22 protein-coding genes are annotated in these 22,752 nt (G+C 62.9%); 9 read left to right on the top strand and 13 right to left on the bottom strand.

The window, feature by feature from the left end; translation table 11 throughout:
• Positions 1-34: 34 nt before the first annotated feature.
• Together BLR35_RS09845 and BLR35_RS09840 are read left to right on the top strand one after the other, a co-directional pair.
• Positions 35-1,972, top strand: coding sequence for a molybdopterin biosynthesis protein (locus BLR35_RS09845; protein ID WP_090381097.1), 1,938 nt, complete (start codon positions 35-37; stop codon positions 1,970-1,972).
• 54 nt (positions 1,973-2,026) lie between these two features.
• Positions 2,027-2,674, top strand: a complete 648-nt coding sequence (locus BLR35_RS09840; RefSeq protein ID WP_090381094.1) for a helix-turn-helix domain-containing protein — start codon at positions 2,027-2,029, stop codon at positions 2,672-2,674.
• 3 nt (positions 2,675-2,677) lie between these two features.
• On the opposite strand, the gene BLR35_RS09835 is transcribed toward BLR35_RS09840, so the two are convergent.
• The 5 genes from BLR35_RS09835 to BLR35_RS09810 form a co-directional block, all read right to left on the bottom strand.
• Positions 2,678-3,316, bottom strand: a complete 639-nt coding sequence (locus tag BLR35_RS09835) for an HAD family hydrolase (RefSeq protein ID WP_090381092.1) — start codon at positions 3,314-3,316, stop codon at positions 2,678-2,680.
• A gap of 139 nt (positions 3,317-3,455) precedes the next feature.
• The gene (gene lwrS, locus BLR35_RS09830) at positions 3,456-3,842 is read right to left on the bottom strand and encodes an LWR-salt protein (protein WP_090381090.1); all 387 of its coding nucleotides are present in this window, start codon (positions 3,840-3,842) and stop codon (positions 3,456-3,458) included.
• A 19-nt stretch (positions 3,843-3,861) separates the two neighbouring features.
• Complete coding sequence (locus BLR35_RS09825) at positions 3,862-4,149, bottom strand: 4a-hydroxytetrahydrobiopterin dehydratase (RefSeq protein WP_090381085.1); 288 nt, start codon at positions 4,147-4,149, stop codon at positions 3,862-3,864.
• A gap of 92 nt (positions 4,150-4,241) precedes the next feature.
• Positions 4,242-5,579: a glutamyl-tRNA reductase gene (hemA, locus tag BLR35_RS09820; RefSeq protein WP_090381083.1), complete on the bottom strand. Its 1,338-nt coding sequence runs from the start codon at positions 5,577-5,579 to the stop codon at positions 4,242-4,244.
• A 357-nt stretch (positions 5,580-5,936) separates the two neighbouring features.
• Positions 5,937-6,341, bottom strand: coding sequence for a DUF5778 family protein (locus BLR35_RS09810; protein WP_090381078.1), 405 nt, complete (start codon positions 6,339-6,341; stop codon positions 5,937-5,939).
• 163 nt (positions 6,342-6,504) lie between these two features.
• Here BLR35_RS09810 and uppS point away from each other — a divergent pair, with 163 nt between their 5' ends.
• The gene (uppS, locus tag BLR35_RS09805) at positions 6,505-7,446 is read left to right on the top strand and encodes a polyprenyl diphosphate synthase (RefSeq protein WP_090381076.1); all 942 of its coding nucleotides are present in this window, start codon (positions 6,505-6,507) and stop codon (positions 7,444-7,446) included.
• A gap of 24 nt (positions 7,447-7,470) precedes the next feature.
• On the opposite strand, the gene BLR35_RS09800 is transcribed toward uppS, so the two are convergent.
• Positions 7,471-9,522 carry a cation:proton antiporter gene (locus tag BLR35_RS09800; RefSeq protein WP_090382920.1) on the bottom strand — a complete coding sequence of 684 codons (2,052 nt, stop codon included), beginning with the start codon at positions 9,520-9,522 and terminating at the stop codon, positions 7,471-7,473.
• A gap of 251 nt (positions 9,523-9,773) precedes the next feature.
• On the opposite strand from BLR35_RS09800, the gene BLR35_RS09795 reads away from it, so the two are divergent.
• Positions 9,774-11,120, top strand: coding sequence for a hypothetical protein (locus BLR35_RS09795; protein ID WP_090381074.1), 1,347 nt, complete (start codon positions 9,774-9,776; stop codon positions 11,118-11,120).
• Here BLR35_RS09795 and BLR35_RS09790 read toward each other — a convergent pair.
• The 4 genes from BLR35_RS09790 to BLR35_RS09775 form a co-directional block, all read right to left on the bottom strand.
• Positions 11,117-12,061 (bottom strand): hypothetical protein, encoded by a 945-nt coding sequence (locus BLR35_RS09790; RefSeq protein WP_139169266.1) that lies wholly within the window; start codon positions 12,059-12,061, stop codon positions 11,117-11,119. The two genes, BLR35_RS09795 and BLR35_RS09790, sit on opposite strands and share 4 nt — an antisense overlap.
• The gene (locus tag BLR35_RS09785; protein WP_090381069.1) at positions 12,058-12,510 is read right to left on the bottom strand and encodes an ArsR/SmtB family transcription factor; all 453 of its coding nucleotides are present in this window, start codon (positions 12,508-12,510) and stop codon (positions 12,058-12,060) included. The genes BLR35_RS09790 and BLR35_RS09785 overlap by 4 nt, the downstream gene beginning before the upstream one ends.
• Before the next feature lie 108 nt (positions 12,511-12,618).
• On the bottom strand, positions 12,619-13,449 hold the full coding sequence (locus BLR35_RS09780; protein WP_090381066.1) for a DUF7847 domain-containing protein: 831 nt from the start codon (positions 13,447-13,449) through the stop codon (positions 12,619-12,621).
• A gap of 97 nt (positions 13,450-13,546) precedes the next feature.
• A complete protein-coding gene (locus BLR35_RS09775; RefSeq protein WP_090381064.1) occupies positions 13,547-14,152 on the bottom strand; it encodes an undecaprenyl diphosphate synthase family protein in 606 nt (201 codons plus the stop codon).
• A 198-nt stretch (positions 14,153-14,350) separates the two neighbouring features.
• Between BLR35_RS09775 and BLR35_RS09770 the strand changes: the two genes are divergently transcribed.
• Positions 14,351-15,688 (top strand): DUF92 domain-containing protein, encoded by a 1,338-nt coding sequence (locus BLR35_RS09770; protein ID WP_090381062.1) that lies wholly within the window; start codon positions 14,351-14,353, stop codon positions 15,686-15,688.
• Between the two features lie 3 nt (positions 15,689-15,691).
• On the opposite strand, the gene BLR35_RS09765 is transcribed toward BLR35_RS09770, so the two are convergent.
• The 3 genes from BLR35_RS09765 to BLR35_RS09755 all read right to left on the bottom strand — a co-directional run bounded on the left by BLR35_RS09765 (position 15,692) and on the right by BLR35_RS09755 (position 18,256).
• Positions 15,692-15,874 (bottom strand): hypothetical protein, encoded by a 183-nt coding sequence (locus BLR35_RS09765; protein ID WP_090381059.1) that lies wholly within the window; start codon positions 15,872-15,874, stop codon positions 15,692-15,694.
• A gap of 90 nt (positions 15,875-15,964) precedes the next feature.
• A complete protein-coding gene (gene dnaG / locus BLR35_RS09760) occupies positions 15,965-17,323 on the bottom strand; it encodes a DNA primase DnaG (RefSeq protein WP_090381055.1) in 1,359 nt (452 codons plus the stop codon).
• 129 nt (positions 17,324-17,452) lie between these two features.
• Positions 17,453-18,256, bottom strand: a complete 804-nt coding sequence (locus BLR35_RS09755; protein ID WP_090381052.1) for an ArsR/SmtB family transcription factor — start codon at positions 18,254-18,256, stop codon at positions 17,453-17,455.
• A 175-nt stretch (positions 18,257-18,431) separates the two neighbouring features.
• Between BLR35_RS09755 and BLR35_RS09750 the strand changes: the two genes are divergently transcribed.
• The 4 genes from BLR35_RS09750 (at position 18,432) to BLR35_RS09735 (ending at position 21,592) form a co-directional block, all read left to right on the top strand.
• A complete protein-coding gene (locus BLR35_RS09750) occupies positions 18,432-18,695 on the top strand; it encodes a DUF3311 domain-containing protein (protein ID WP_090381050.1) in 264 nt (87 codons plus the stop codon).
• Complete coding sequence (locus BLR35_RS09745; RefSeq protein ID WP_090381047.1) at positions 18,692-20,245, top strand: sodium:solute symporter family protein; 1,554 nt, start codon at positions 18,692-18,694, stop codon at positions 20,243-20,245. The genes BLR35_RS09750 and BLR35_RS09745 overlap by 4 nt, the downstream gene beginning before the upstream one ends.
• A gap of 226 nt (positions 20,246-20,471) precedes the next feature.
• Complete coding sequence (locus BLR35_RS09740; RefSeq protein ID WP_090381045.1) at positions 20,472-20,879, top strand: hypothetical protein; 408 nt, start codon at positions 20,472-20,474, stop codon at positions 20,877-20,879.
• 104 nt (positions 20,880-20,983) lie between these two features.
• Complete coding sequence (locus BLR35_RS09735; protein WP_090381042.1) at positions 20,984-21,592, top strand: DUF6517 family protein; 609 nt, start codon at positions 20,984-20,986, stop codon at positions 21,590-21,592.
• Positions 21,593-22,752: the final 1,160 nt, after the last annotated feature.

Here is a 22,752-nt window from a genome sequence, read left to right as displayed (position 1 = left end):
CGACGTTTTTACGCGCCGCCGTCGAAGGGCCGACATGGACCGCAAGGAGTTTCGCGACCTCGCCTCCCCCGAGGAGGCACGGGAGGCAATCGCGTCGCTGTCGCTCGAGGGCGGCGTCGAACGGGTCTCGCTCGAGAACGCCCGTGGCCGGGTACTGGTTGCTCGACTCGACGCCGAACTGGACGTACCAGGGTTCGATCGGGCAAGTCTCGACGGTTATGCGCTCCGGGCACGGGATACGTTCGGGGCTGACGAGGCCGATCCCGCTCGACTGGACGTCGTCGGCGAGGTACACGCCGGCGAGGAACCGGACGTGGCACTCGAGGAAGGGCAGGCCACCGAAATTTCGACGGGTGCGGTGATGCCGTCGGGTGCGGACGCGATGGTGCCGGTCGAGCGAACGGATACGGACGGTGGGGACGTCCTGGTCCGGACGTCCGTCGCACCGGGCGACAACGTGATGTTCGCGGGTGCCGACGTCGCGGCAGGCGAGCGAGCACTGGGGCCCGGAACGCGGGTGACGCCCCGCGATATCGGACTGCTGTCGGCGCTCGGAATCGACGAGGTGCCCGTCCGGAAACGGCCGACCGTCGGCATCGTCTCGACCGGCGACGAACTCGTTCGGCCGGGCGAGGACGTAGACAGTGATCGTGGCGAGATATACGACGTCAACAGCTACACCATCGCTGCAGGTGTCGAGGACGCGGGCGGCGACCCCGTTCTCTATCCCCACGCCGGCGACGAGCAAGACGAGATGGAACGCATTCTTAGGCAGGCTGCCGAGGAGTGTGACCTCGTGCTCTCGTCGGGATCGACCAGCGCCAGCGCGGTCGACGTTATCTACCGAGTGATCGAGGAACAGGGCGAACTGCTGCTCCACGGGGTCGCCGTCAAACCCGGGAAACCGATGCTCGTCGGCCGACTGGACGGCTCCGATCGCCGCTCGTCGGCCGGCGATTCGGCGTACGTCGGTCTGCCCGGGTATCCGGTCTCGGCGATGATGGTCTTTCGAACGTTCGTCGCGCCGGCGATCCGGGAAGCCGCGGGGCTGTCGGAGCCGATGTCTGCGACCGTCGAAGGGCGGATGGCCGCCCAGGAGCGGTACGGCGAGGGTCGCCTGCGACTGATGCCCGTCGGACTGGTCGAAGACGGCGACGGCGAGACGCTGATCTACCCCGTCGACAAGGGCAGCGGCGCAACGACCAGCCTCGCAGAGGCAGACGGTGTCGTCGAGGTGAGCCCCGAGACCGACTACCTCGAGGCCGGTGAGTCCGTGACGGCGACCCTGTTCTCGCCGGACGTTCGACCACCGTCGCTGCTCGGCGTCGGCGAGGACGACCCGACGCTGAATCGATTGCTCGACCGCCTCGAGAACCCCCGATACCTCTCGGAGGGATCGCGGCCAGGGTTGCGCCGACTCCGCGACGGAGTTCCGGACGTCGCCGTCGTCGCCGGCCCGATGGCCGGAGATCTCACGGTGGCTACTGTCGAGGAGGACCAGTCCAGCGAGGCCGATCCAGACGCCGTGGAACTCGGCCAGTGGAGCCGGGAGTGGGGGCTGATCGTGCGACCCGGTAATCCGGACGAAATCGACGGACTCGATGATCTGATCGACCGCGAACTCCGGTTCGTCAACCGGACGACCGATTCGGGCCTGCGGACGAGCCTCGGTGAAGCCGTCGCGGACCTGGCCGACGAGCGCGGAACGGCCCGCCACGACCTCGTCGAGGCGATCGACGGCTTCGACCTCGGGCTGCGAGCCCACGAGAGCCCGGCCCGGAAGGTCGTCGCAGGCGAGGCCGACGCCGGTCTCGGACTGGCAGAGACGGCCGACCGTCTCGACCTCGAGTTCGTCCCGATCGACAAACAGCGCGTCCGCGTACTCGCGAATCCCGACCGAACGGAGAAAGCGAGCGTCCGGGAACTCGAGGCGCTTCTCGCGGACGACGGAACGTCGTTTCAGCAGTATTGACGGTCACTGTGGCCTGAAAAGCGATTTTTAGTCTGGGGTGGTGTACGAGTCGTAATGTCGACGATCGCGGAACTTCGGCTTTCGGCCGCCGACACGACACTCGAGACGACGTTCGAACACGTACCGGACGCTACGTTCGAACTCGAGTCGTCCGTCTCGAAAAGCCGGCCGTCGCTCTGGGTGTCCGACGTGGACCGCAAGCGAGTCGAAGGGGCGTTCGACGCCGATCCCGCAGTCGTTTCGACGGAACTACTGGTCGAGACCGACGACCGGCTGTTGTTCGACGTTCGTTTTACCGACGGGAAGGGGATAGACCGCCTCTACGACGGATTGCTCGTCGACGGCGGATCGTTACTCGAGGCCTGGGGAGCGAGTGGGTGGTGGCAGATAAAGACCCGGTTTCCGGACCGGGACGCGCTCTGTAACGGCTACGATCGGCTCGTCGAACAGGGGGTCGACGCCGACCTCCGACGCGTTACCGACGTTCACGGCCAGTCGGAAGTCGACACGCGATTGACGCCGGAGCAGCGGGAGGCACTCGAGGCCGCACTCGAGTACGGCTACTTCGAGATCCCGCGTCGGATTTCGATGGAGGAGTTGGCGGAAGAACTCGGGATCTCTCATCAGGCGCTGTCCGAACGGTTCCGGCGTGCCTACGAGACGCTAGTAAACGACGAACTCGAGCCTGCGAATCGGACGTAAACCTTACTGAGGCAAGTCGAGTTCGTCGAACGAGCGAACGCGGTAGTCTCCGAGCACACACTGGCCGCGTCGTTCGTGACCGACCCGTTCGACGTGAATCGCGTCGATACCGGCGTTCCAGGCCGCGCCGACGTCGCACGCACCGTCACCTGCGAGAACGCCCTGGTGTCCGTTGTGACCGACGCCGAGTTCGTTCATGACGTGTTCGACCGGCGCAGGGTCGGGCTTCCAGCCAGTCTGTTCGGTACAGCAGAGTCGGGCATCGAACCAGTCGTGGATATCGAGTTCGTCGAGAACCGGCTCGCAGAGAAACTCCTGACAGTGGGTGACCAGCCCGACCGGTTCGTCGAGGTCGGCAACGAACTCGGCGTCGTCGTGGAGATAGGTCTGTTCTGCACGGACGAACGGATCTTCCTCTTCGTGGAAGGCGTCCCAGAACTCGCCGGGATCGAGCCCCCACTCTTTGAGCTGGTAGTCGCGAGAGCCGGTCAGTCCGTTCCAGAGGATGTCGGCTTCGCGATCGCTAAACTCGTATCCGAGCCGGTCGCCCACCCGATCGAAGACGCCGCGGGTGTAGGACCACTCGACGTCGACGAGGGTCCCGTCGAGATCGAGCAGCCAGAAGTCGTACTCGGAAACCATAGGGACACAACTGTAAGACGGTCTGAAATATATGTGTTCCGGTTGCTCGCCCGTCTGCTCGAGTTTCAGACCGTCTGGTGTAGCCGATGACTGCCGATTGCCGACCAATCTGGCGGTCGGTGTCAGTACCGCAATCCGTTCAGCCGTCGGTAACCCTAATACTCGAGCCCAGGTACTTCGAGAGCACTTCCGAGACGTTCGCCGCCTTGAACGCCTCGAGATCGTCGGCGATCGCGTCTTTCAACGCCGCGAAGTAGGCCTCGTCGGTCCTGAGTTCGCTGAACGCGACGGACCTGACCTCGAGTCCGTCGCCGAGCCACTCTTCGGCGAGTTGTCGTCCGTACTCGGGGTCGGACACCTCGCCGCGCCAGAGGGTGTTCCGGAAGAACAGCCAGCCCTCCGTTCCGGGCTCCGGTGCCTCGCGGTAGACGGTGACCGTCGTCTCGGCGGTCGCCGGATCGACCGATACCGACGGCGTCGTCCCCTCGATTCGGGCCGTTACGCGGAACACGTAGTGGGCTTCCATGGTCGCTGTCCGAGACCGTTCAGTCCTGGCTCTCGCGTTCGGAGTCGATCAGTTCGGCCATCTCGACGTCCTGGTCGGTGATGCCGCCTTCCTCGTGGGAGGTCAGCCGGATCTCGACTTCCTTGTAGCGGATGACGATCTCGGGATGGTGGAACTGCGATTCGGCGATTTCGCCGACCATCTGGGCGAAGTTGACCCCGTGGAGGTAGTCGTCGAACTCGTAGCTCCGGACGATTTCGTCGCCCTCGCGTTGCCACTCCTCGGGTAGTTGGTCTTCGATCTCGTCGTCGGAAAGCAGGTCAGCCATGTCCGTGCGAACGGAACCCACTCAAATAATGGTTGGGCACACGACGGCAATCACGTAATTAAGGGTGCAGTCGGGGAAGGAAACGCGGGCCGTTAGTCGTCGCTCGCCTCGAGCGCGACGTCCGAACGCTGCTCCTCGCCGAACGGCAACGCACCGATCTCGTCGCCGAAGTGAGGATCGAACAGTTGCAGGGCCGTGTTGATCGTCCCCCAGTCGTCCTCGGCGGCCGCCTCGCGAAGGCTTCGCGTCGGCGGCGCGAGCAACTGGCTCACCAGGGTGTCGGCCATGGACTCGACGACCTCACGCTGGGCGTCCGAGAGTTCGCCGTCCTCGTCGCCCTCGAGTCGCGAGAACGCCTTCTCGAGTTCTCGGTCCTTGATCCGGTTTGCGGACTCGTACATCGCGGCGATGACCTCGTCGGCGCGGGCGCGCTTGTACTGGTCCTGCAGCAGTTCGAGTTCGTGGTCGACCATCGACTCGACCTCGCGGGCGGCCTCGGCGCGTTGCCGTCGGGTCTCTTCGGTGATCGACTCGAGGTCGTCCAGGTCGTAGACGGTGACGGTCGCGAGCGAGTCGGCTGCCGGCGCGACGTCGCGGGGCTGACCGAGGTCGACGACGACCTGTTCCGTTCCGTCGGCCTCGAGATGACGGGGCTCGAGGACGGGATCGGCGCTGCCGGTCGCCGTGACGACGACATCGGCGTCGCCTGCGACCGTCGCGAGGGATTCCAGAGGGACCGCACGCGTCTCTACGGTTTCGGTGTCGGCCTCGAGGGTCGCTGCTAGCTCCTCGGCGCGCGAGACGGTTCGGTTCGCGATCAGGAGTTCGTCGACGTCGGCGTCTGTGAGGCTCCGGGCGGCGAGCCGTCCCATCTCGCCGGCACCGACGACGAGGGAAGTGGTTCCCTCGAGGTCGATCGATCCGGCAGCGAGTTTCGTCGCGGCCGAGCCCAGCGAGACGACGCCCTCGTTGATCTCGGTCTCGGTCCGGGCGCGTTCGCCCACGTGGATCGCCTTCGTGACGGCGGCCTCGAGCATCGGGCCGATGCCACCGGCGCTGCGGGCGTCCTCGTAGGCGTCGCGAACCTGGCCGATGATCTGGTCCTCGCCGAGGACGACCGACTCGAGGCCCGTCGCGACGCGCAGGAGGTGACGCAGGCTCTCCTCGTGGCGGGATTCGACGATAGCGTCGTCGTCGACGCCGGTAAAGAACTCTTCGAGGGCGGCCCGGCCGACTGCGCCGTCCGTCGCGACGACGTATGCCTCGACGCGGTTACAGGTAGAGAGGACGTACGCTTCTTCGATCTCCGGAAGCGAGCAGAGCGTGGTGACGGCCGTCCGCTGGTCCTCCGGACTGGCGGCGGCGAGGTCGTCGACGCTCCCGCTCTCGTGGGTGACCCGCGCAGCGGTGACGACGCCGGCGCTGGTCACGGGCGATCACCCTTCAGAGCGACGGTTTCCGCGATCACGTCCTCGATCACTTGCCGAGTGTTGGAAGCTTCGATACGTAAAGCTGTCCAAAATTCCGACGAACTGGTGACGGTAGCGAGAGCCGCTTTCGACCGCCGTGGTCCGCCCCACGTATTCACCGCCACTCCTACGATCCGACGACCCGTCGGCGTTTTGCCAGCACCCGAAAGGAACTGTTCGGTACGGCACTCGAGAGTCACGTCCGTCGCCGGAACTGTTCGACCGCTCGAGCCGTCGCTGGTGGGATGTGCCATCACGCCCGTGTCGTCGTCCGAGAGAGTGTACATACCTGAAGATCGATGAAGTGGCGCTCGGGAATCACTCACCCTCGACGCCGGTCACGTCGAAGCCCAGTTCCCTGATCTCCTCGAGGATCGCCTCGTGGTCGGCGCTGGCCCGGTAGTAGATGACGACGTCGAAACTCCCTTCGCGCAACAGTTGCTGGCACTCCCAGACGAACTCCTCGTCGTCGAGGGTCAGCCCCTGGTGCTGGTTTGAAGAGAAGTCGGGATCGTCGTTGCCCGAGTAGACGTAGCAGTCGGTCGGCTCGTACCCCGAGTGTTCGGCGATGACGTCGCCGACGTCGATCGTCGCCTGCATCATCTTGACGTCCTCACTGCCGTCGTAGTCGGTGTGGACGATCGCACCGTTGAGATCGATCTCTCCCGGCTCGAGCAGTGCCTTCGTTCGCTGGTAGAGGTCGTCGTCGATCGCGTCTGCCATTGTCGAACGGTTGGTCCGCCCACTGATAGCCGTCACGGTTCGTCGGAGCCGTATGCGGGTCGTTTGACGGGTGTATTACTACCGGCCCACGGTGTGGGTACGAGTCACAGTGGTGGAAAGTAACACACAAAACACATAGTCGTCGGTAGCATTGAACCGATCGATGAAGCGGTGGGTCCGTCAGCGCGTCGACGACGTCTACGAACGCCTGCTCTCCAGAGAGATCGCCGGCGCGCCGACACACGTCGCAGTGATTCAGGACGGGAACCGCCGGTACGCTCGCAAACAGGGCGAGGACGCCCCCGACGGGCATCGTGCGGGCGCGAAGACGACCGAACGCGTCCTCGAGTGGTGTCAGGACGTCGGCGTCGAGGAACTGACCCTGTACGCGTTCTCGACGGAGAACTTCGAGCGTCCCGAGGAGGAAAACGAGGCGCTGTTCGACCTGCTCTGTGAGAAACTCCGGGAGTTCGCCGACGCCGACCGCGTCCACGACAACGAGGTCTGCATCCGGGCTATCGGCGAGACGGAGATGCTCCCCGAACGCGTCCAGGAGGCCGTCGACTACGCCGAACGCCAGACCCGCGAGTACGACCAGTTCGTGCTCAACATCGCACTCGCGTACGGCGGTCGTTCGCGACTGCTCGAGGCCACCAGAGACGTCGCGGCCGAAGTCGAGTCTGGCGACCTCGAGCCCGACGACATCGAGGTCGAGACGATCGAACAGCGGCTGTACGACCGGCCGGTGCGAGACGTCGACCTGATCATCCGGACCGGCGGCGACGAGCGCACCTCGAACTTCCTGCCCTGGCACGCAAACGGCAACGAGGCTGCGGTCTTCTTCTGTACTCCCTACTGGCCCGAGTTCTCGAAGACCGACTTCCTCAGGGGTATTCGGACGTACGAACACCGCGCGGAATCCTGGCGACGCACTCGAGCGCGGCGGGCGCTGGCCCTGCTGGGAGCACTCGGCGATACCGAACTGCCGGAGGCTCGATCGATCGTCGGCCGCTTTCGCGACTCGTTGCCGACTTCGGAACGCCCCGCCGAAGGGGAGCTTTCGATGGCCGAGGACGTCGACGGCGGCGAGCCGGTCGCGGACTGATCAAACGTTGTTCTCGTTCGACGGTCAGTCGATCCGGAGGAACTGCGAGTCGTAGTCGGGCTCACCTTCCCGCAGGTAGAACACGACGAACGAGCGCGACGGCAGTTCGACGAGCCGATTCGGGAGTGCTTCCAGTTCGTCGTCCCAGCCGACGCCACCGACCCGCGACGAGAGCGTCACGACGAGGTCGTTAGACTCGGTGACGTCTCTGAGTTCGGACTGGAGGTCATCCCAGCCGGAGACCGTTTCGAACTCGGCCGAGACATCGATCTCGACGAAATCGAACAGTTGCTGGTACCGGTTGGTCTGCTCTTCGAAGACGTAGACCGTGATCGGGACGCCGAGTTTGTCCGCGAGTCGCTTGACCTTGTACACCCCCTCGTAGAAGCCGTCGTGGTGATCGATACTTCGCGGAACGATCACTCGCAGGTGGCCGGTCGTGTTCACCGGGTGACCGAAGTGCGTGACCGAGACCGGAAGCGTGGTCCAGTCGAGTACCTGATCGATGATACTCCCGAACACCTTCTCGCCGAAAGTCTTGCTCGGATTCCATCCCATGATGACGTGGTCCGATCGCGTCTCGAGTGCGCCGCGTGCAATCCCCGAGGCCACGTTGTGGTTGACGCGCGTTTCGATCTCGAGCGGTGCTTCCGCCGCGTAGGCGAACTCGGCGAGATCCCGGAGCTGGCTTTCGACTTCCTCGACGTTCGACTCCGTATCTCCGCTCCAGCTTGGCCGGACGACCGAGAGCAAGTGAATCGGGTTCGTTCCCGACTCGTCTCGGAGCAAGAACCCGAACTCGAGGAGATCCCGTCGGTTTTCGGAGTCTGGTGGAAGCGGGAGCAAGATTCGAGGGTCAACCGCGTCCTCGCGTTCGGGATCGGCGTCGTCGGATACTGCGAGCCGGCGGCTGTATCGTTCGGTTATCCACGGGCTGACCAGCGCGGTCACGAGCAACATTAGGACGACTGCATTGAGTTCGGCCGCACCGAAGAGGCCGGCCTCGACGCCGAGGATCGTGATCGCCAGCGCGGCAGCAGCCTGTCCGCTCGAGAGGCCGAACATGACGCCGCGTTCGGTCCGATCGAAGTCGAGAAGTTCGCCGACGGTCCAGGCGGCGACGAACTTCGTACCGATCATCGTTGCGATGATGACTGTCGCGATTTGGAGCGTTTGTGGACCGTCCAGTATTACGCCGACGTTGACGAGCATTCCGACGTGCAACAGGAAGAAGGGAATGAAAAATGCGTTCCCGACGAATTCGATGCGGTTCATCAGCGTACTGCCCTGTGGGATCAGGCGGTTGAACGCGACGCCGGCGACGAATGCGCCGAGGATTCCGTCGATGCCGAGGATTTCGGCGAGACTCGCACTGGCGAAGACGAAGACGAGTACGAAGAGGAATTCGAAGTAACTCTCGTCTGAAAGGTTGTAGAAGAACCACCGGGCGATCGGCGGGACGACGAGCCAGACGGTCGCGAACAGGAGTATGAGGGAGCTAAACACCTGGCCGATCAGGAGTGGAGAGAGTCCGCCGCCGTCGGCGACGCCGAGGACGATCGCGAGCAGTGTCAGCGCGAGCGTATCGGTAAACAGGATACCGCCGAAGACGGCCGTGACGGCGTCGTTTTGCGTGACGTCGTAGCGGTTGACGATTGGGTAGGCCAGAAGCGTGTGCGAGGCGAACACCGCTGAGAGCAGGAGTGCTGGCCAGAAGTCGAATCCCAGGACTGACGTACAGACGAATACGCCCACAGTCAACGGCAGGAAGAAACTCGTCAACCCGAATACGGCGGCGTTTTCGGGTGCACGGAAGAAGCCACGGAGATTGAGTTCGAGTCCGACCGTAAACAGCAGGTAGACCAGTCCGACGGTTCCGAGCAGTTCGATCGCATCGCCGTGTGCGACCAGCCCGGTGCCGTCAGGCCCGATCAACACCCCAAGGAGAACGATTCCGACGATTCCCGGCTGACCGAGCCGTTTGATGAGCAACGGCCCGACGAGAAAGGCAGCCAGCGCGAGCGTAAATACGTAGATTGGGTCCTCGAGCGGGAATCCTGACAGTGAGTCGAACATCATGGATACATCGATTTGGAGAACTATCCGAGAGGAGACGGCGTTCGCCGATACGGTTCGGTCACTGCTGGAATCTTACAGTCAATGTTCTTAAACCCTTTCTAACAGTCCGTCTCGAAAACCCGATTGAAAGTCGAAAATTGCCGATAAAGCCGAGTGTTCGTCCGCTTCGTCCCTCTTCCGGTATCGAGTGAGCAATCGATGTCGAGGAGTCGGCATCGTTTTATCGAATTGATAGAATGGTGCGTCGTATGCGACGTGTTGCCCTCTTCGCAGCGATCACCGCGACGATCGTGTTTGGTCTCGTGGCGGCTGGACTGGTCCCCGTCGCCGTCGCAACCGACGAGAACGCGACGGTGACGACGTACAGAGCCGTTGACGTCACCAGTGACGACCTCGAGAACGCCGACGAGATCGAGTCCCTGATCGCCGACGGATCGATCGAGAACGCGAGCGCGATGGTGTGGACCGAGACGCTCGTCGTGGCGATCGAGGACGAACAGTTGCCAGCCTCCGAATCGACGAACGGTGCCGAGGGGACGAACGAGTTCTTCGACGCCCTCGAGGACGCCGACGCGGATCTCCGACTCTACCAGACGAACCCGACGCCGGAGACCGGGGTGACGGAGGTTCCGCTCGGACCCGAGAATACGACGATCTACCGGGATGGAACCGTCACCTACGCCGTCGTCGAGCCCGGTTTCCCGGTCGCCGACGAGCAGGACGTGTGGGACCGCGAGGCGTTCGGCGTCGCGTACGGGACGGAACACGAACCGTATCCGATGGACGAACCGATGCGATTCTACGAGTCGAAAGCCGAAGTACGACATCTCTCGGACGGCGATCCGCTCCCGACCGAGACGATGCAACGCGACGTCGAGGTCAACGTCCCCGCGGACGAGGGAGTCGACGTTCGCCTCGAACTCGAGGGCGAAGCCCGAACCGCGACGGTCGGTCCGTCCCCGGACGGCGGGTTCGAATTCGACCTCGCGGACGTCGACCCCGGAACCGGCTACGAACTCGAACTACGTCACGACGGGACGGTCATCGAGACCTACGCCGGATCGGTCGAGAACCCTGCCGGCGAACTCGAGGTAATCGACGTCGGCGAGACGACCGTCGACGGCACCCCGGCGCGGAATCTTACGCTCGACGTGGCGCTCTCACACGGCGGAACGGTCCGGATAACCGACGCCGACGACGACCTCCACTACAGGGAACGCCTCGATCCCGGGACGAACCGGACGTTGACGGTCCCCGACGGCGACCGGACGACGCTCCCGACCGACGAGGAGATTCACGTCCACCTCGAGCGAGAGCCGCCCCTGTTCGAATCACACTATCCTGGCAATTCACCGGCTGCAGTGATCGATGGGAACGGGAGCGTAACCGAGGGCGAGTCGATCGTCGATCAAGACGATACCGGACCCGGTACCGAACGGGCCACTGACGGGAACGAAACCGGCACCGCTCGAAACGAGCCGTCGGTCGACGAAACCCCTGGTTTCGGGATCGGAGCGGCTGGTCTGGCCGTCGCTGTCGGCGTGATACTCGTCGCTCGTCGGACCGACACCTGTGATGTCGCTCGAGAAGGTTAGCCGTCGACTCCGACGATCCCTTGGACGTAGAGGTGGCCGTAGACGCCGAACCAGACCACGGACGTGATCTCGCCGACACTCGTCGCAACCGCGCTAACGACCGGTCCGAGCGTGGACGCGCCACCGACGTCGGGCACGAACGCGACGGCATAGAGAAATCCGACGCTCCCGACGAGGCCGACGAGGATGACGAGGAGCTTTCGCCCGTAGTTTCCGGTGATCCGCCAGCTCACGCGAACGGATTCGAGCGGGCCGTACTGCCCGACGATACACGCTTCCATCGCGATCCAGATCTTGAAGATCAGATACAGAAACGGGAGTGATACAAACACCACGAGCGCACCGAAACCGACGGCAGGTGGAACCATCGACAATTCGATCGGGGCAGCGAGGACAGCGCCGACTCCGATCATCGAGACGACCGTCGCCAGCATCCAGACACCGAAGAACAGGCCGACGGCCACGAGCGCCAGCCCGAAGAGTGCGGGAAGCCGTCCGAGACCGTGACGGACGCGATCGGTTACCGAGACCTGAACGTCAGTCAACTCGCCCGCGACGATCGCCCCGACGTACGCCCGGAGAAAGACGAAGAGTCCGAACGTGATCGCACCCTCGAACAGTCCGATGACGAGTGGAGATAGCGAGAGCAGGCTGCTCTCGAGGAGCCGGCGAGTGAGGACGAACGGTATCGCGAACGCGAGAATAGACGGGTACGAACGGAGGAGGGTGGCACTCCAGAGCACCGACTCGAGGATCGTTCGCCGGGTCGTCGCAGCCGTCACGCTCCGACACTGGAGGCAGGCACAGCCGTCGACGTCGCGGCGGTCCTTGATCGCCGGGACCATTCGAGTACCTGTACTGGAAGTGACGGCTTCAACGCTCCGGGTTCCGGCGTGAGCACCCGATGGAGACGGCAGCGATGCGTCCGACGAGTCGCTCATTCACCGGCAAGCAGTCGCGAGAGCGTTTCACCGATCGCGAGCAGGATCGCCGGCGGGCCGACGAGCGACGAGAACGCCTTGAACGCTCGTCTGAGGGAGGCACGATCGTCGTCGGTCCCCAGGAAGACGAGCGTCGGCTCGGTCGAGACGACGAAGACATCCATCTCGCGGCCCTTCTCGGAGTAACAGGTGTCGGCGACCTCGATCAGGCCCGCGTCCTGAAGGTTCTCGAGGTGGTACTGGACGTTCTGGATCGACAGCTCGAGTCGGCCGGCGATCGCCGTCGGCGTCGCCGGCTCCTCGTTTAGCAACTGGAAGACCTCGTACGCTGTTTCCGACGAGAGCGCGCTAAAGACCGCTTGCGTCTCCTCGTCGTCGATACACAACACTGCCGGATCGCCGCTTCGCTGGACGGTGGCGTCGGTTCGCGTCGGGAGTAGTTTCGACATGGGTCTGTGGGGTCGCTCGGTCGATGCTCGAGCCGAGCGACTGTCGCTGGGCTAACGCTTTGCGGGGATGGTGGGTAGTTCTTTCCGTGACTCAAAACGAATTTTGAGTCAGTCGGCCGGGGGCGTCTGCACCCCGGCTGTTCCGTCAGCACCGTCGTCTTCGCCGAGTGCGATCCGAACGTAGTACGCCGTGTGGACGGTGTAGAGGTACGCGAAGGCGAACGTTCCGAGGACGATTCCCGCGGGGATCAGGAGCAACTGGGCGACGGTCGGATCGATCGCGGGCAGGAACGGCGCTTCGTCTATCGTCGCCTGCAGCAGGTACTCGGGGACCAGCAGCAGATTCAACAGCACCGCCCAGAGGATCGAGTAGCCGATCACGCTCAATAGGTTCCGGCGAACCAAGCCGACGCTTCGCGAAAAGGCAGCCAGCGTCGACTCCTCGTCGACGACGATCGCAGCGTCGTAGAACTGGATGAACATGATGAAAAACGCCACGAGCAACACGTATCCCACGAACAGGAGGATACCGGCACCGATCGCAGCGGTCTCGTCGATCCCCGCCAGTCCGACCACGCCGAATCCGGCGACGAACGACGGAATCATCGTGACGATGACGAACCCGAAGACGAGCACCGCGAACAACACCGTCGCGAGCAGCAGCCGAAGGTAGTACTGTCTTCCCGTGCCGAGAAACCGGCCGAACGACGTCTCCGCTCCCCGAACGGCCTCGAGTGCGGCTCCGATGAGTCCACCGAGGACGAACGGGAACAGCAGGAACCACGCGACCGACGCGACGACGCTGACGGCCAACGATCCCGTTAGCTCGCCGACCGTCACGAGCTGGCTGCCGACTGCGTAGACGAAACCGGCAGCGAGCAGGATCGGGTTCTCGAGGAGGGCTGTCCAACCGTCTTTGAAGGCGGCTATCACTGCCATACTGGTCGTTCGACGAGAGCTATATTAGATCGGACGGAGAGTCAAAATCGTTTTTGAGCCTTCTATCGGGCGGTTATCGGGGCCTCGAGCGTCTCCGTCACCGACCGAACCGCCGCGACCGATTGCAGTACTCACGCACGGCCCGCAGGAAGTCCCGCTTGCGGAAGTCCCGCCAGTTGACGTCGGTGAAGTACAGTTCCGAGTAGACCGACTGCCAGATCATGAAATCCGAGAGGCGCTCCGCACCGGTCTTGATCACCAGATCCGGCTCCGCGGGGAAGACCAGATGCGTCTCGACTGCCTCGTCGTCGATCTCTTCGGGCGCAAGTTCACCTGCTTCGACGCTCTCCGCGAGCGTCCGGACCGCGCTCGTGAACTCGTGTTTCCCGCCGAGTCCGATTCCGATCTGGATCGGTGCGTCCGCCGGCGTCCGATCCTCGGGCCCGCGAACGGCGACCTCGCGGGGCGCGTCGATCGTCTCGAGTTCCCGACGCAGGGCGGGGACGGCCTCGAGGTCGAGGACGCTCACGTAGACGGTCACGAGCGACGCGTAGTCGACAGCCCACTCGAAGAAGTCGGTCAGCGTGTCGTAGGCGCCCTGCTCGAGCAGGTCGCGTTCGGTGATGACGAGCGCGACGTGGTCCGGCGGCCCGGCTTCGTGACGGCGGATCCGGAGGGCGAGATAGCGTTCGTACAGTCCCACGCCGGCAGCTATCAGGGCAGGTACTATACAGGTTGCGCTACCGGACGGTCTCGTCCGCCGAAATCGGTCCGTGATGACGACAATCCTGCCCTCAGAAAAGGGACAGAAACTACGAGAGACTGCTCGTATCGTTCGAAAACGCCATCGATTTGAGTTCGGGAACCTTCAAGTAAACCCGACAGAAAGGGACCGATAATCGTGACAGAACCCGTTCGGCGAGCCGGCGTCTTTGCAGCACTCTGTACGCTCTCGCTCGCCGTCCCGCTGCTGGGGCCCGAAATCGCCGGGGTGCTCGCTGCAGCCTTGCTACTCGGTACGTTCGCCATCACCGACGGGCCGCTCTTCGATCTGCTTGCCTATCCGGGTGACTACGAGGACGGTCGTCTCTACGGGCTACTCACGTTCGTCCTCGCAGGGGTCGCACTCGGCTTGCTCGCGGTCGGAACGTCGATGTCGATTGCCGTCTTCGTCGGGACCGTCTTCCTGGTCGGCTACGGGAACCTCGTCGAACAGGCTGTCCGCCTGTGGACCGACGACGACGTCGCCCACGTCACTGCGTTCGCGCTCGCGGCGACGGCGGCGGGAGTCGTCGGACAGTCCGGGACGCTCGCGATCACCGGATCGATCGAGGCCGTCGAGACCGCCCTGCCGAGTATCCTCTTTCTCGCCGCCAGCGGCGCCCTGCTCGCTGCTCTGCTCCGTGACGTCCTCTTGCTCTACGACGACCCCATCGTCATGATCTCGGTCGGCCTCCTGCTGTGGCTGCTGGCCGAACTCGAGCCAGCACTCGGCGCCGTCGAAATCGCCGCCGCGCTCGTAGTGACGATCGCGCTTGGGTACGTCTCCTACGCGCTCGAGACGGCCTCGGTCGCCGGGATGCTCACCGGCGTCCTCCTGGGACTGTTGACGATCGTTCTGGGCGGCTACGGCTGGTTCGTCGTCCTCATCTCCTTCTTCGCGATCGGCGGTCTCGCGACGAAGTTCCGCTACGAGCGAAAGGAGGATCTGGGCGTCGCCGAGGACAACGACGGCGCTCGCGGGACGGGCAACGTCCTCGGCAACGCCGCCGTCGGACTCGTCGCCGTCCTCGGCTACGCCGCCAGTTCTGCAACGCTCCTGCCCGGCAATCCCGATCCGAACCTCTTCCTGTTCGCGTTCGCCGGCTCCGTCGCAACCGCGATGAGCGACACGCTCTCGAGCGAGATCGGCAGCGTCTTCGAGACGCCGCGGCTGATCACGACCTTCGAACCCGTCGAACCCGGCACCGACGGCGGCGTCACCTGGCAAGGCGAAATCGCCGGCATCGCGGGTGCGGCGGTCGTCGCCGGCATCTCCTACTGGCTGTTCCCCGAGGTCGACGTCGTCGGTGCCGGTATCGTCCTCGCGGCCGGCTTCGTCGGAATGACCGTCGACAGCCTTCTCGGGGCGACGCTCGAGGGGAAACTGCTCGGCAACCAGGGCGTGAACTTCCTCGCGACACTTTCCGGTGCGATCGTCGCCGCGTTGCTCGTGCTCTCGCTCGCGGTTCTCGGGTGACGACTAGTCGTCTGCGGGCATCGAATCGTCGGCCGGGACGCTTTCGCTTTCCGGGAACGGATAGCCATCGCTCGTGAGACCGTTCTTCCAGCGCCACTGGTGGTACGCGGCGACACACGGCACTGCGAGCATCACGAGCACCCATACACCGAGGAGAAACAGTGCAGCCGATGCGGGCGGACTCATTGGCGGAACTCGGAAGAGAGAGAATATGAACGAATCGGACCGACAGGACTCTGTGTGACCATCACAGCCACGTCTATCGGCGGCGGACGGTCAGTCGGTCGTCGGCGCTTCCTCCGCGACGTCGTCGATGGCGTGGATACGGACGTCGGTCGGCCGCTTGGTGAACTGGCCGAGCGAGCGGGCGACGATCCGTTCGACGCCGCGGTCGGCCGCCAGATCGAGCAGCCGCTGGCCGAGAATCTCGTCGAGGACCATCGTCGTCGGAGCCGACTCGAGGTCCTCGAGCGTCGCGTAGGCCTCGCTCGCATCGGCCTCGTCGATCGGCTCGTTCTCGGCGTCGAGAAACCGAACGCGGTCGGTTCCCTGGCGGACGACCTCGTCTGCGTGACCGTAGACGGTTTCGGGTTCCTCGACTGGGTGTTCGTCGTCCGCTTCCTCGGCGTCGTCGTCAGCACTCGTCTCGGACGGCGTAGGTCGCGAGTCGACGGCGGAGGGCGGGTCGTCGGTCACGTCGACCGTCGACGGGCTCGATTCGTCGTCGCTGTCGCGGTCGCTCGAGGACGGGTCGGGTCGCTCCCGGGTCGGCGACGGTGCGGGCGTCGCGCTGCCGTCGGTCGCCGCGATCGCTTCTCGAGGCTCGTTCATTCCCGAGACCGTCTCGTAGGGGACCTTGTTCCGGAGCGCGGTAAACAGCTGGTGGTGGTCGAGTTCCTCGACGGACTCGCCCGACGGGGCGAAGGCCACGTAGTCGATGTCACCAACCTGTGCGAGCTCCTCGAGAATGAGGTCGCCGCCACGGTCGCCGTCGAGGAAGGCAGTGACCGTTCGGTGACGGGTTAATTCGGCGATGGCGTCGGGAACGTTCGTTCCTTCGACCGCGATCGCGTTCTTGACGCCGTACTTCAACAGAGTGAGTACGTCCGATCGACCTTCGACGACGATGATCGCGTCGCTGTCGGTGACCCGTGGCCCGGCCGGGACGCCCTCGTACTCGGTGATGTCCTCGACGCGAACGTGCTGGCGGACCTCCGCGAGGATCTCCTCGGAACTCATCACGGAGTCGTCGAAGCCCGTCTCGAGCAGTTCCTTCGCCCGTTCGACGACCTCCTTGCGTTTTGCCGCGCGCACGTCCTCGAGTTCGGTCACCTCGAGGTTCGCCCGACAGGGGCCGACGCGGTCGATCGTCTCGAGGGAGGCGGCGAGCGTCGCGGTCTCGACCTTGTCGAGGCTGGTCGCGATGGTGAGGTGGCCGTGTGACTTGCCGCCGGTGCTGGCTATTTCGACGTCGATGCGGCCGACTTTCTGTGACTGGCGGAGATCACGGAGGTCGAGTTCGTCGCCCAGCAGCCCCTCCGTCTGCCCGAAGATAGCGCCGACGACGTCGCTCCGCTCGACGACCCCGTCAGCCGTAACGTCCGCGTGGATGAGGTATTTCGAGGTATCTTCCATAGGGATCTGTCCCCGGGAGGGGACGACGCGACGGTATTGCAATCGCGCGAGAGATCGGTTTATACGAAGTTGGATCGTGACGGGCAAATAGCTGTTGACATGCGAAGCGTTCGTGGACGGACGTGCCGATCAGTACGCCGGCCGATACCAGTACCAGTACGCGACCGCGAGCAAGACGACCAGACCCCCGAGGAAGAAGAGGACACCCGGCGGCACGGCGAAGACGGCATCAGTGGCCTCGGCTCCGCCGTCGGGGATGGCGTCGTAGCTGTCGAATTCGACTTCGTCCCCGACGTAGACGTCTTCGTCCTCGGCGGTGACCTGTGCATCGTCGTCCGTGTCCTCTTGAACACCTGCGATCCCCGCGTCGTCGCCGGCGTCGTCCGCCGTTTCTTCGTCGGCAGCGTCCGCTCGGTCGTCCGTCTCGGTGCTGGGACCGAGCCACTCTCCGCTTCCGTCCTCTGTCGCTCCCGGCGTTGCTCCCGTTCCCGGTGCCATCCAGCGGGTTGCACCGTACTGAACGAGCAGACTCCCGCCGGCGAGCGCACCGATACCGCCGATCAGCCGCGAAATCGCCTTCTTGAGCTGGTCCGCTTTCGACTCGTCGCTGGTAACGATCAGCGGGCCGTCGGTCGTCGCGTAGACGCTCATCTCGTTGCCACGCGAGGAGTACCAGGTGTCGACGACCTCGACGAGGCCGGCATCCTCCAGGTTCTCGAGGTGGTACCGGACGTTCTGGATCGAGGAGTCGATGCCGTCGGCGACGTCGCTCGGCGTTCCCGGCTGGGCGTCGAGTTGCGAGTAGATCTTCCGGGCCGTCGTCGAGGAGAGGGCACTGAACACCGCGTCGGCGTCTTCCCCCTCGAGGTCGACGACGCGCGGCGTTCCGTCCTGCGGAGACGTCTCGGAGCGAAAGGGGAAGAGACGGGCCATATCGATTAATTCCCATTCTCTGGCCAACACATATACTCCTTTTCCTACCTGAAAGAACGCTTTTAGCTACCGGGAATCGCAGGAGGGGAAGTGTGACTCTCTATCGGTGAATAAATCTCTTCAATAGTGGTAATCGAATAGAAACCGTTAACCACGTTCGATCGGACCAACCGATATGCGCCGTTCGGAACTCGTCGGCTGGATCGTCGTCGCCATCGTCCTCAGTGCGCTCGCGATCCCGTGGTTCCTCTGGGGAGAGGGAACGGTCGTCGCCGGCCTCCCACTGTGGCTGTGGTGGCACATTGGATGGATGATACTGGCGTCGATCGTCTTCTGGATCTTCACTCAACGTGCGTGGGGAATCGGAATCGAAAGCAGGGCCGCCCCTGCTCGAGCGGGCGACCGACCCGGAAACGAGAGCGGAGGTGATGGACCGTGACGCTTGCGATACAGCTCGGCATCATCGTCGGCTACCTCCTGCTCGCGCTCGTCGTCGGCCTGGTCGCGTACCGACTGACCGATCGGACGGCCGAGGACTTCTACCTCGCCAGCCGAACGCTCGGAACCGTCGTCTTGCTGTTTACGACGTTCGCGACGCTACTGTCGGCGTTCACGTTCTTCGCCGGCCCGAACGTCGCCTACCACGAGGGCCCCGAGTGGATCCTCGTCATGGGGCTGATGGACGGGATCATCTTCGCGATTCTCTGGTACGCCATCGGCTACAAACAGTGGCTGCTCGGCCAGCAGCGCGGCTACGTCACCCTCGGAGAGATGCTCGGCGACCGCTTCGGCTCGAGACGACTCCGCGGACTCGTCGCGGGCGTCAGCCTCCTGTGGCTGTTCCCCTACGTCATGCTCCAGCAGGTCGGGGCAGGGACGGCACTCGAGGCGCTGACCGAAGGAGCCGTCCCCTACGCCGTCGGTGCGGGGCTGATTACGGCCTTTATGATCCTCTACGTCGTCGTCGCGGGAATGCGCGGGATCGCCTGGACGGACACCCTGCAGGGCCTATTCATGCTCGTAACGACCTGGATCGCGATGATCTGGGTGCTCGCGGTCGTCGGCGGCCCCGGCGTCGCGACGGCCGCGCTCGAGGCGGAGGCGGCCCACCATCTGACGCTGGGTAGCGACCACTACACGGTCCAGTGGATGCTCTCGACGGCTATCGTGATCGGCTTCGGCGTGGCGATGTTCCCGCAGGTCAACCAGCGTTTTTTCGCCGCTGGCTCGCGAACGGTACTCAAGCGCTCGTTCGCGCTGTGGCCGATCCTCTGTGTCCTGCTGTTCGTCCCGTCGTTCATGCTCGGCGCGTGGGCCCGTGGACTGGACGTGACGGTCCCCGAGAGCGGGAACGTCCTCCCGGCCGTCCTCGCGGAGTACACGCCCGTCTGGTTCGCCGCGCTCGTCATCGCCGGCGCGATGGCCGCGATGATGTCATCCTCGGACTCGATGCTGCTGTCGGGCTCGTCGTACTTCACGCGAGACATCTACCGACCCTACCTCGAGGCCGACGTCTCGGACCGCCGCGAGGACCTGATCGCCCGCGTCGGCGTCGTCGTGTTCGCGACGGCGGCGTTCGTCGTCAGCCTCTGGAATCCGGCGACGCTGTTCGAACTCGGCGACGCAGCCTTCAGCGGCTTCGCCCAGCTCGCTCTGCCAGTGATGGTCGCGCTCTACTGGCGCAAGACCACCCGTGACGGGATCGTAGCAGGAATCCTCGCTAGCCAGGCGTTCTACCTCGGGAACCTCTTCGTCGATCCGATCGTGGCGGCACTCGAGTTCCTCGCGATCGTTCCTCTCGCCGGCGAACTCGTCCCCCTACTGATCGCCGTCGTTACGACGGTGTTACAGGGCACGTACATGGGCTGGACCGCCGGCATCGTCGGGATGGGCGTCGGTCTCGTCGTGACCGTCGGCGTCTCGCTGCTGACGACGCCCGCGGCCGACGAACAGCGAGCGATCTACTTCGAGGGGCTCTCGGCCGACTAAGACGGTCTGCTAATCGATTTACAGGTACAACTGCAACCAACCCTGCGAGTGTGCCGTCACTGACCGACAGCAGTCCGTACGATCGAACCGATCTTCCCTCGAGCACGACGGATTCGATCGACACCGACCCAGAAGTTCACGTTCTAACGTAGGTCTCACGCATAATTTCTACCGATCGTGTCGTTAGGACAATGTTTTATATGGGCTGAATTCGATCCACTCGAGTATGAACACGCTAGACGTACGGGTCGAGAACGGACAGCGCGTCATCGAGAAGTGGGACAGCGTTTTCGAGGCAGTCTCGGCGGAACCTCGTCGGCAACTCGTTTTCTCCCTGCTCGATGCGCCGCCGAACCAGTCGGTGCCGCTCCCGGAAAGTGCCGCGAATCCGAACGTCCCCATCGATGCCGATCGTCTCCGCCAGGAGCTATATCACCGCCATCTCCCGATGCTTGCGGACATGGGGTTCATCGAGTGGGAGCGAGAGCCCCTGTCGGCCTCTCGAGGCCCCAACTTCGAGGAAGTCGGCATCGTCTTCGACGCGTTGCACTCGGCTGTGGGCGACATCCCCGATTCGCTGGTCGTTGGCTGTCAGCGACTCGAGCGAAAACGCCAGGAGAACATCGAAATCTGAACCCCGACGGGGTTGATTCCAGCACGATGCTTCGAACGAACACAGGTCGTCGACGAACGTCGAGAGCAACACATCGAAAGGTATCCCTCGCGTAGACGGGATAGATGTCGCACGACTTGCCGGAGCCGCTGGCCGAGGAGTGGCAGCCCCTCGGTACCCGAACCGCGGAGACGACCGTGATGGTTACCTCGATCACCGCCGAAACCACGCTGTACGAACCGGTCGAAACCACGTCCCTCGAATCGGCCGCCGGAAGCGAGATTCCGGTCCGGTCGCTGTTTACCGTCGAGATGACGTTCTCGCCGCCGCTCTCGGCGGTCGGCGTCTCGCCGTCGTCGGCGCTATCGATGGCCGCGCCGAAGGCCAAATCACAGTTCGTCGACACCATCACGGACGAAGGTGTCGTCGTCGACGGACAGCGCGACGCTCTCGAGTTCGAAGGCCCGAACGGAGCCGCAGGCACGTGGTACGTCCTCGACGCCGCGTACCCGCTCGAGGGCGGCGAAACGACGGCTCGACTCCCTGCAGAAGCCCACGTCGCCGTCTGGCCGACCGAGGAGAGCTACGGAATGGCCGGCGGGACGGTGCCCCTCGAGTTCGATCGGAGCGAGTGGGCGGTCGACGCCGGACTCGACGGAGATTCGAGTGACCTCGTCGATCCGGAACGAGATCGGGAGACGGTCGCGGCGTTGATTCGGGGACTCGAGATCTGATTTCGATTAGCAGCGCCGGCTCTACTCTCTTTTCGAGCTAGTAAAACGGAACCGCAGACGATTAGGATCGATATAGTTCACTCAATCGTCAGAACGATTAGGATCTACTCCTATCTGCTTCTCATGAATATCCCGTTTAAGCAAGAGAAAGCGAATTGGGTCAAAGTTCTTATAGCGATGTATGAACATCAGATGTCAACCAATGAGTCGTATGAAGGTTTTGGGGAAGCACTTGGTGATTTCCTTGGAAAGAACCATGTTATTTCAGAAGAGACTGGTCTAACCCCAGAAGAGATAGCAGAATCACGGAATTATTTGCAAGAAATTGGACTAGTACATGAAAATGGGTTCGGATTGACATCAAAAGGATTTCAGGTGGCTCACCAGCGGAAAATGGAAAGACGACAATGGTGGACAAATACCCTCCTTACGAGTTTCTTGATCCTCTTATCTGCTATTTCTGTATATCCAATCATACTATCATAATCTGAACTCTAATCCATTTCTTTGATCCAAGGCTCAACTTTCCTGGCAACCCAGTCTGTCCATCACAGTCCAAAATATTATCCACATATCGGATTCTATGACCTGAAATCAGTTCGATCTCAAGTATCGTCACCGGCAGTCTTAAGTTGACGACTGTGCTAACAGTTGGTATGAACCTGTCTTGCCGTTCGGCAAGTCAGATCCTATTCTGTAGCCGCGCTTCTGCCATAGCAGGGCGCGGATTCCTTGAGTAAGGCGGGCGGTCTAAGAGAAGGCGAAGAAGAAGAAGGGCATAAGGGTTTCCAGAGCGGAGCGAAAGTAGTTCCGAAAAAGGCCGTATTAGCTTCTCTATTCGCTATTTCTATTCTAATTATTTTGTCCTCTTTATTAATTATAGTGGGTATTATATCCCTCCACTACGGATACCTATCTTCCCGGGAAATAGCCTTCATGATAATAGGGTCTTTGGCGTGGATGATAAAACAAACGTGGGGATTGTTGCGAGAAATTTTGCTATTGTGGATTACATCGACATCAAATAATTGAGGAGCAAAGTATTCCATCAGACCAAAGCAATTAGTTATCTCAATGTAGTCCCTTATCACGAATTATAGAACATAGAATATTGTGTCTATACTCATAGGACAGAATTAGAATTAAGGGTTGGGACATTC

Origin of the sequence: Natronobacterium texcoconense (genome assembly GCF_900104065.1) — an archaeon.
GTDB lineage: Archaea > Halobacteriota > Halobacteria > Halobacteriales > Natrialbaceae > Natronobacterium > Natronobacterium texcoconense.
This window is presented reverse-complemented; position numbering and strand designations above follow the sequence as displayed.

Excerpts from the sequence above, each read along its gene's own strand:
- BLR35_RS09845 (WP_090381097.1), top strand. The coding sequence starts at position 35 with ATGGACCGCAAGGAGTTTCGCGACCTCGCCTCCCCCGAGGAGGCACGG.
- BLR35_RS09840 (WP_090381094.1), top strand. The coding sequence starts at position 2,027 with ATGTCGACGATCGCGGAACTTCGGCTTTCGGCCGCCGACACGACACTC.
- BLR35_RS09835 (WP_090381092.1), bottom strand. The coding sequence starts at position 3,316 with ATGGTTTCCGAGTACGACTTCTGGCTGCTCGATCTCGACGGGACCCTC.
- lwrS (WP_090381090.1), bottom strand. The coding sequence starts at position 3,842 with ATGGAAGCCCACTACGTGTTCCGCGTAACGGCCCGAATCGAGGGGACG.
- BLR35_RS09825 (WP_090381085.1), bottom strand. The coding sequence starts at position 4,149 with ATGGCTGACCTGCTTTCCGACGACGAGATCGAAGACCAACTACCCGAG.
- BLR35_RS09810 (WP_090381078.1), bottom strand. The coding sequence starts at position 6,341 with ATGGCAGACGCGATCGACGACGACCTCTACCAGCGAACGAAGGCACTG.
- uppS (WP_090381076.1), top strand. The coding sequence starts at position 6,505 with ATGAAGCGGTGGGTCCGTCAGCGCGTCGACGACGTCTACGAACGCCTG.
- BLR35_RS09800 (WP_090382920.1), bottom strand. The coding sequence starts at position 9,522 with ATGTTCGACTCACTGTCAGGATTCCCGCTCGAGGACCCAATCTACGTA.
- BLR35_RS09795 (WP_090381074.1), top strand. The coding sequence starts at position 9,774 with ATGCGACGTGTTGCCCTCTTCGCAGCGATCACCGCGACGATCGTGTTT.
- BLR35_RS09790 (WP_139169266.1), bottom strand. The coding sequence starts at position 12,061 with ATGAGCGACTCGTCGGACGCATCGCTGCCGTCTCCATCGGGTGCTCAC.
- BLR35_RS09785 (WP_090381069.1), bottom strand. The coding sequence starts at position 12,510 with ATGTCGAAACTACTCCCGACGCGAACCGACGCCACCGTCCAGCGAAGC.
- BLR35_RS09780 (WP_090381066.1), bottom strand. The coding sequence starts at position 13,449 with ATGGCAGTGATAGCCGCCTTCAAAGACGGTTGGACAGCCCTCCTCGAG.
- BLR35_RS09765 (WP_090381059.1), bottom strand. The coding sequence starts at position 15,874 with ATGAGTCCGCCCGCATCGGCTGCACTGTTTCTCCTCGGTGTATGGGTG.
- dnaG (WP_090381055.1), bottom strand. The coding sequence starts at position 17,323 with ATGGAAGATACCTCGAAATACCTCATCCACGCGGACGTTACGGCTGAC.
- BLR35_RS09755 (WP_090381052.1), bottom strand. The coding sequence starts at position 18,256 with ATGGCCCGTCTCTTCCCCTTTCGCTCCGAGACGTCTCCGCAGGACGGA.
- BLR35_RS09750 (WP_090381050.1), top strand. The coding sequence starts at position 18,432 with ATGCGCCGTTCGGAACTCGTCGGCTGGATCGTCGTCGCCATCGTCCTC.
- BLR35_RS09740 (WP_090381045.1), top strand. The coding sequence starts at position 20,472 with ATGAACACGCTAGACGTACGGGTCGAGAACGGACAGCGCGTCATCGAG.
- BLR35_RS09735 (WP_090381042.1), top strand. The coding sequence starts at position 20,984 with ATGTCGCACGACTTGCCGGAGCCGCTGGCCGAGGAGTGGCAGCCCCTC.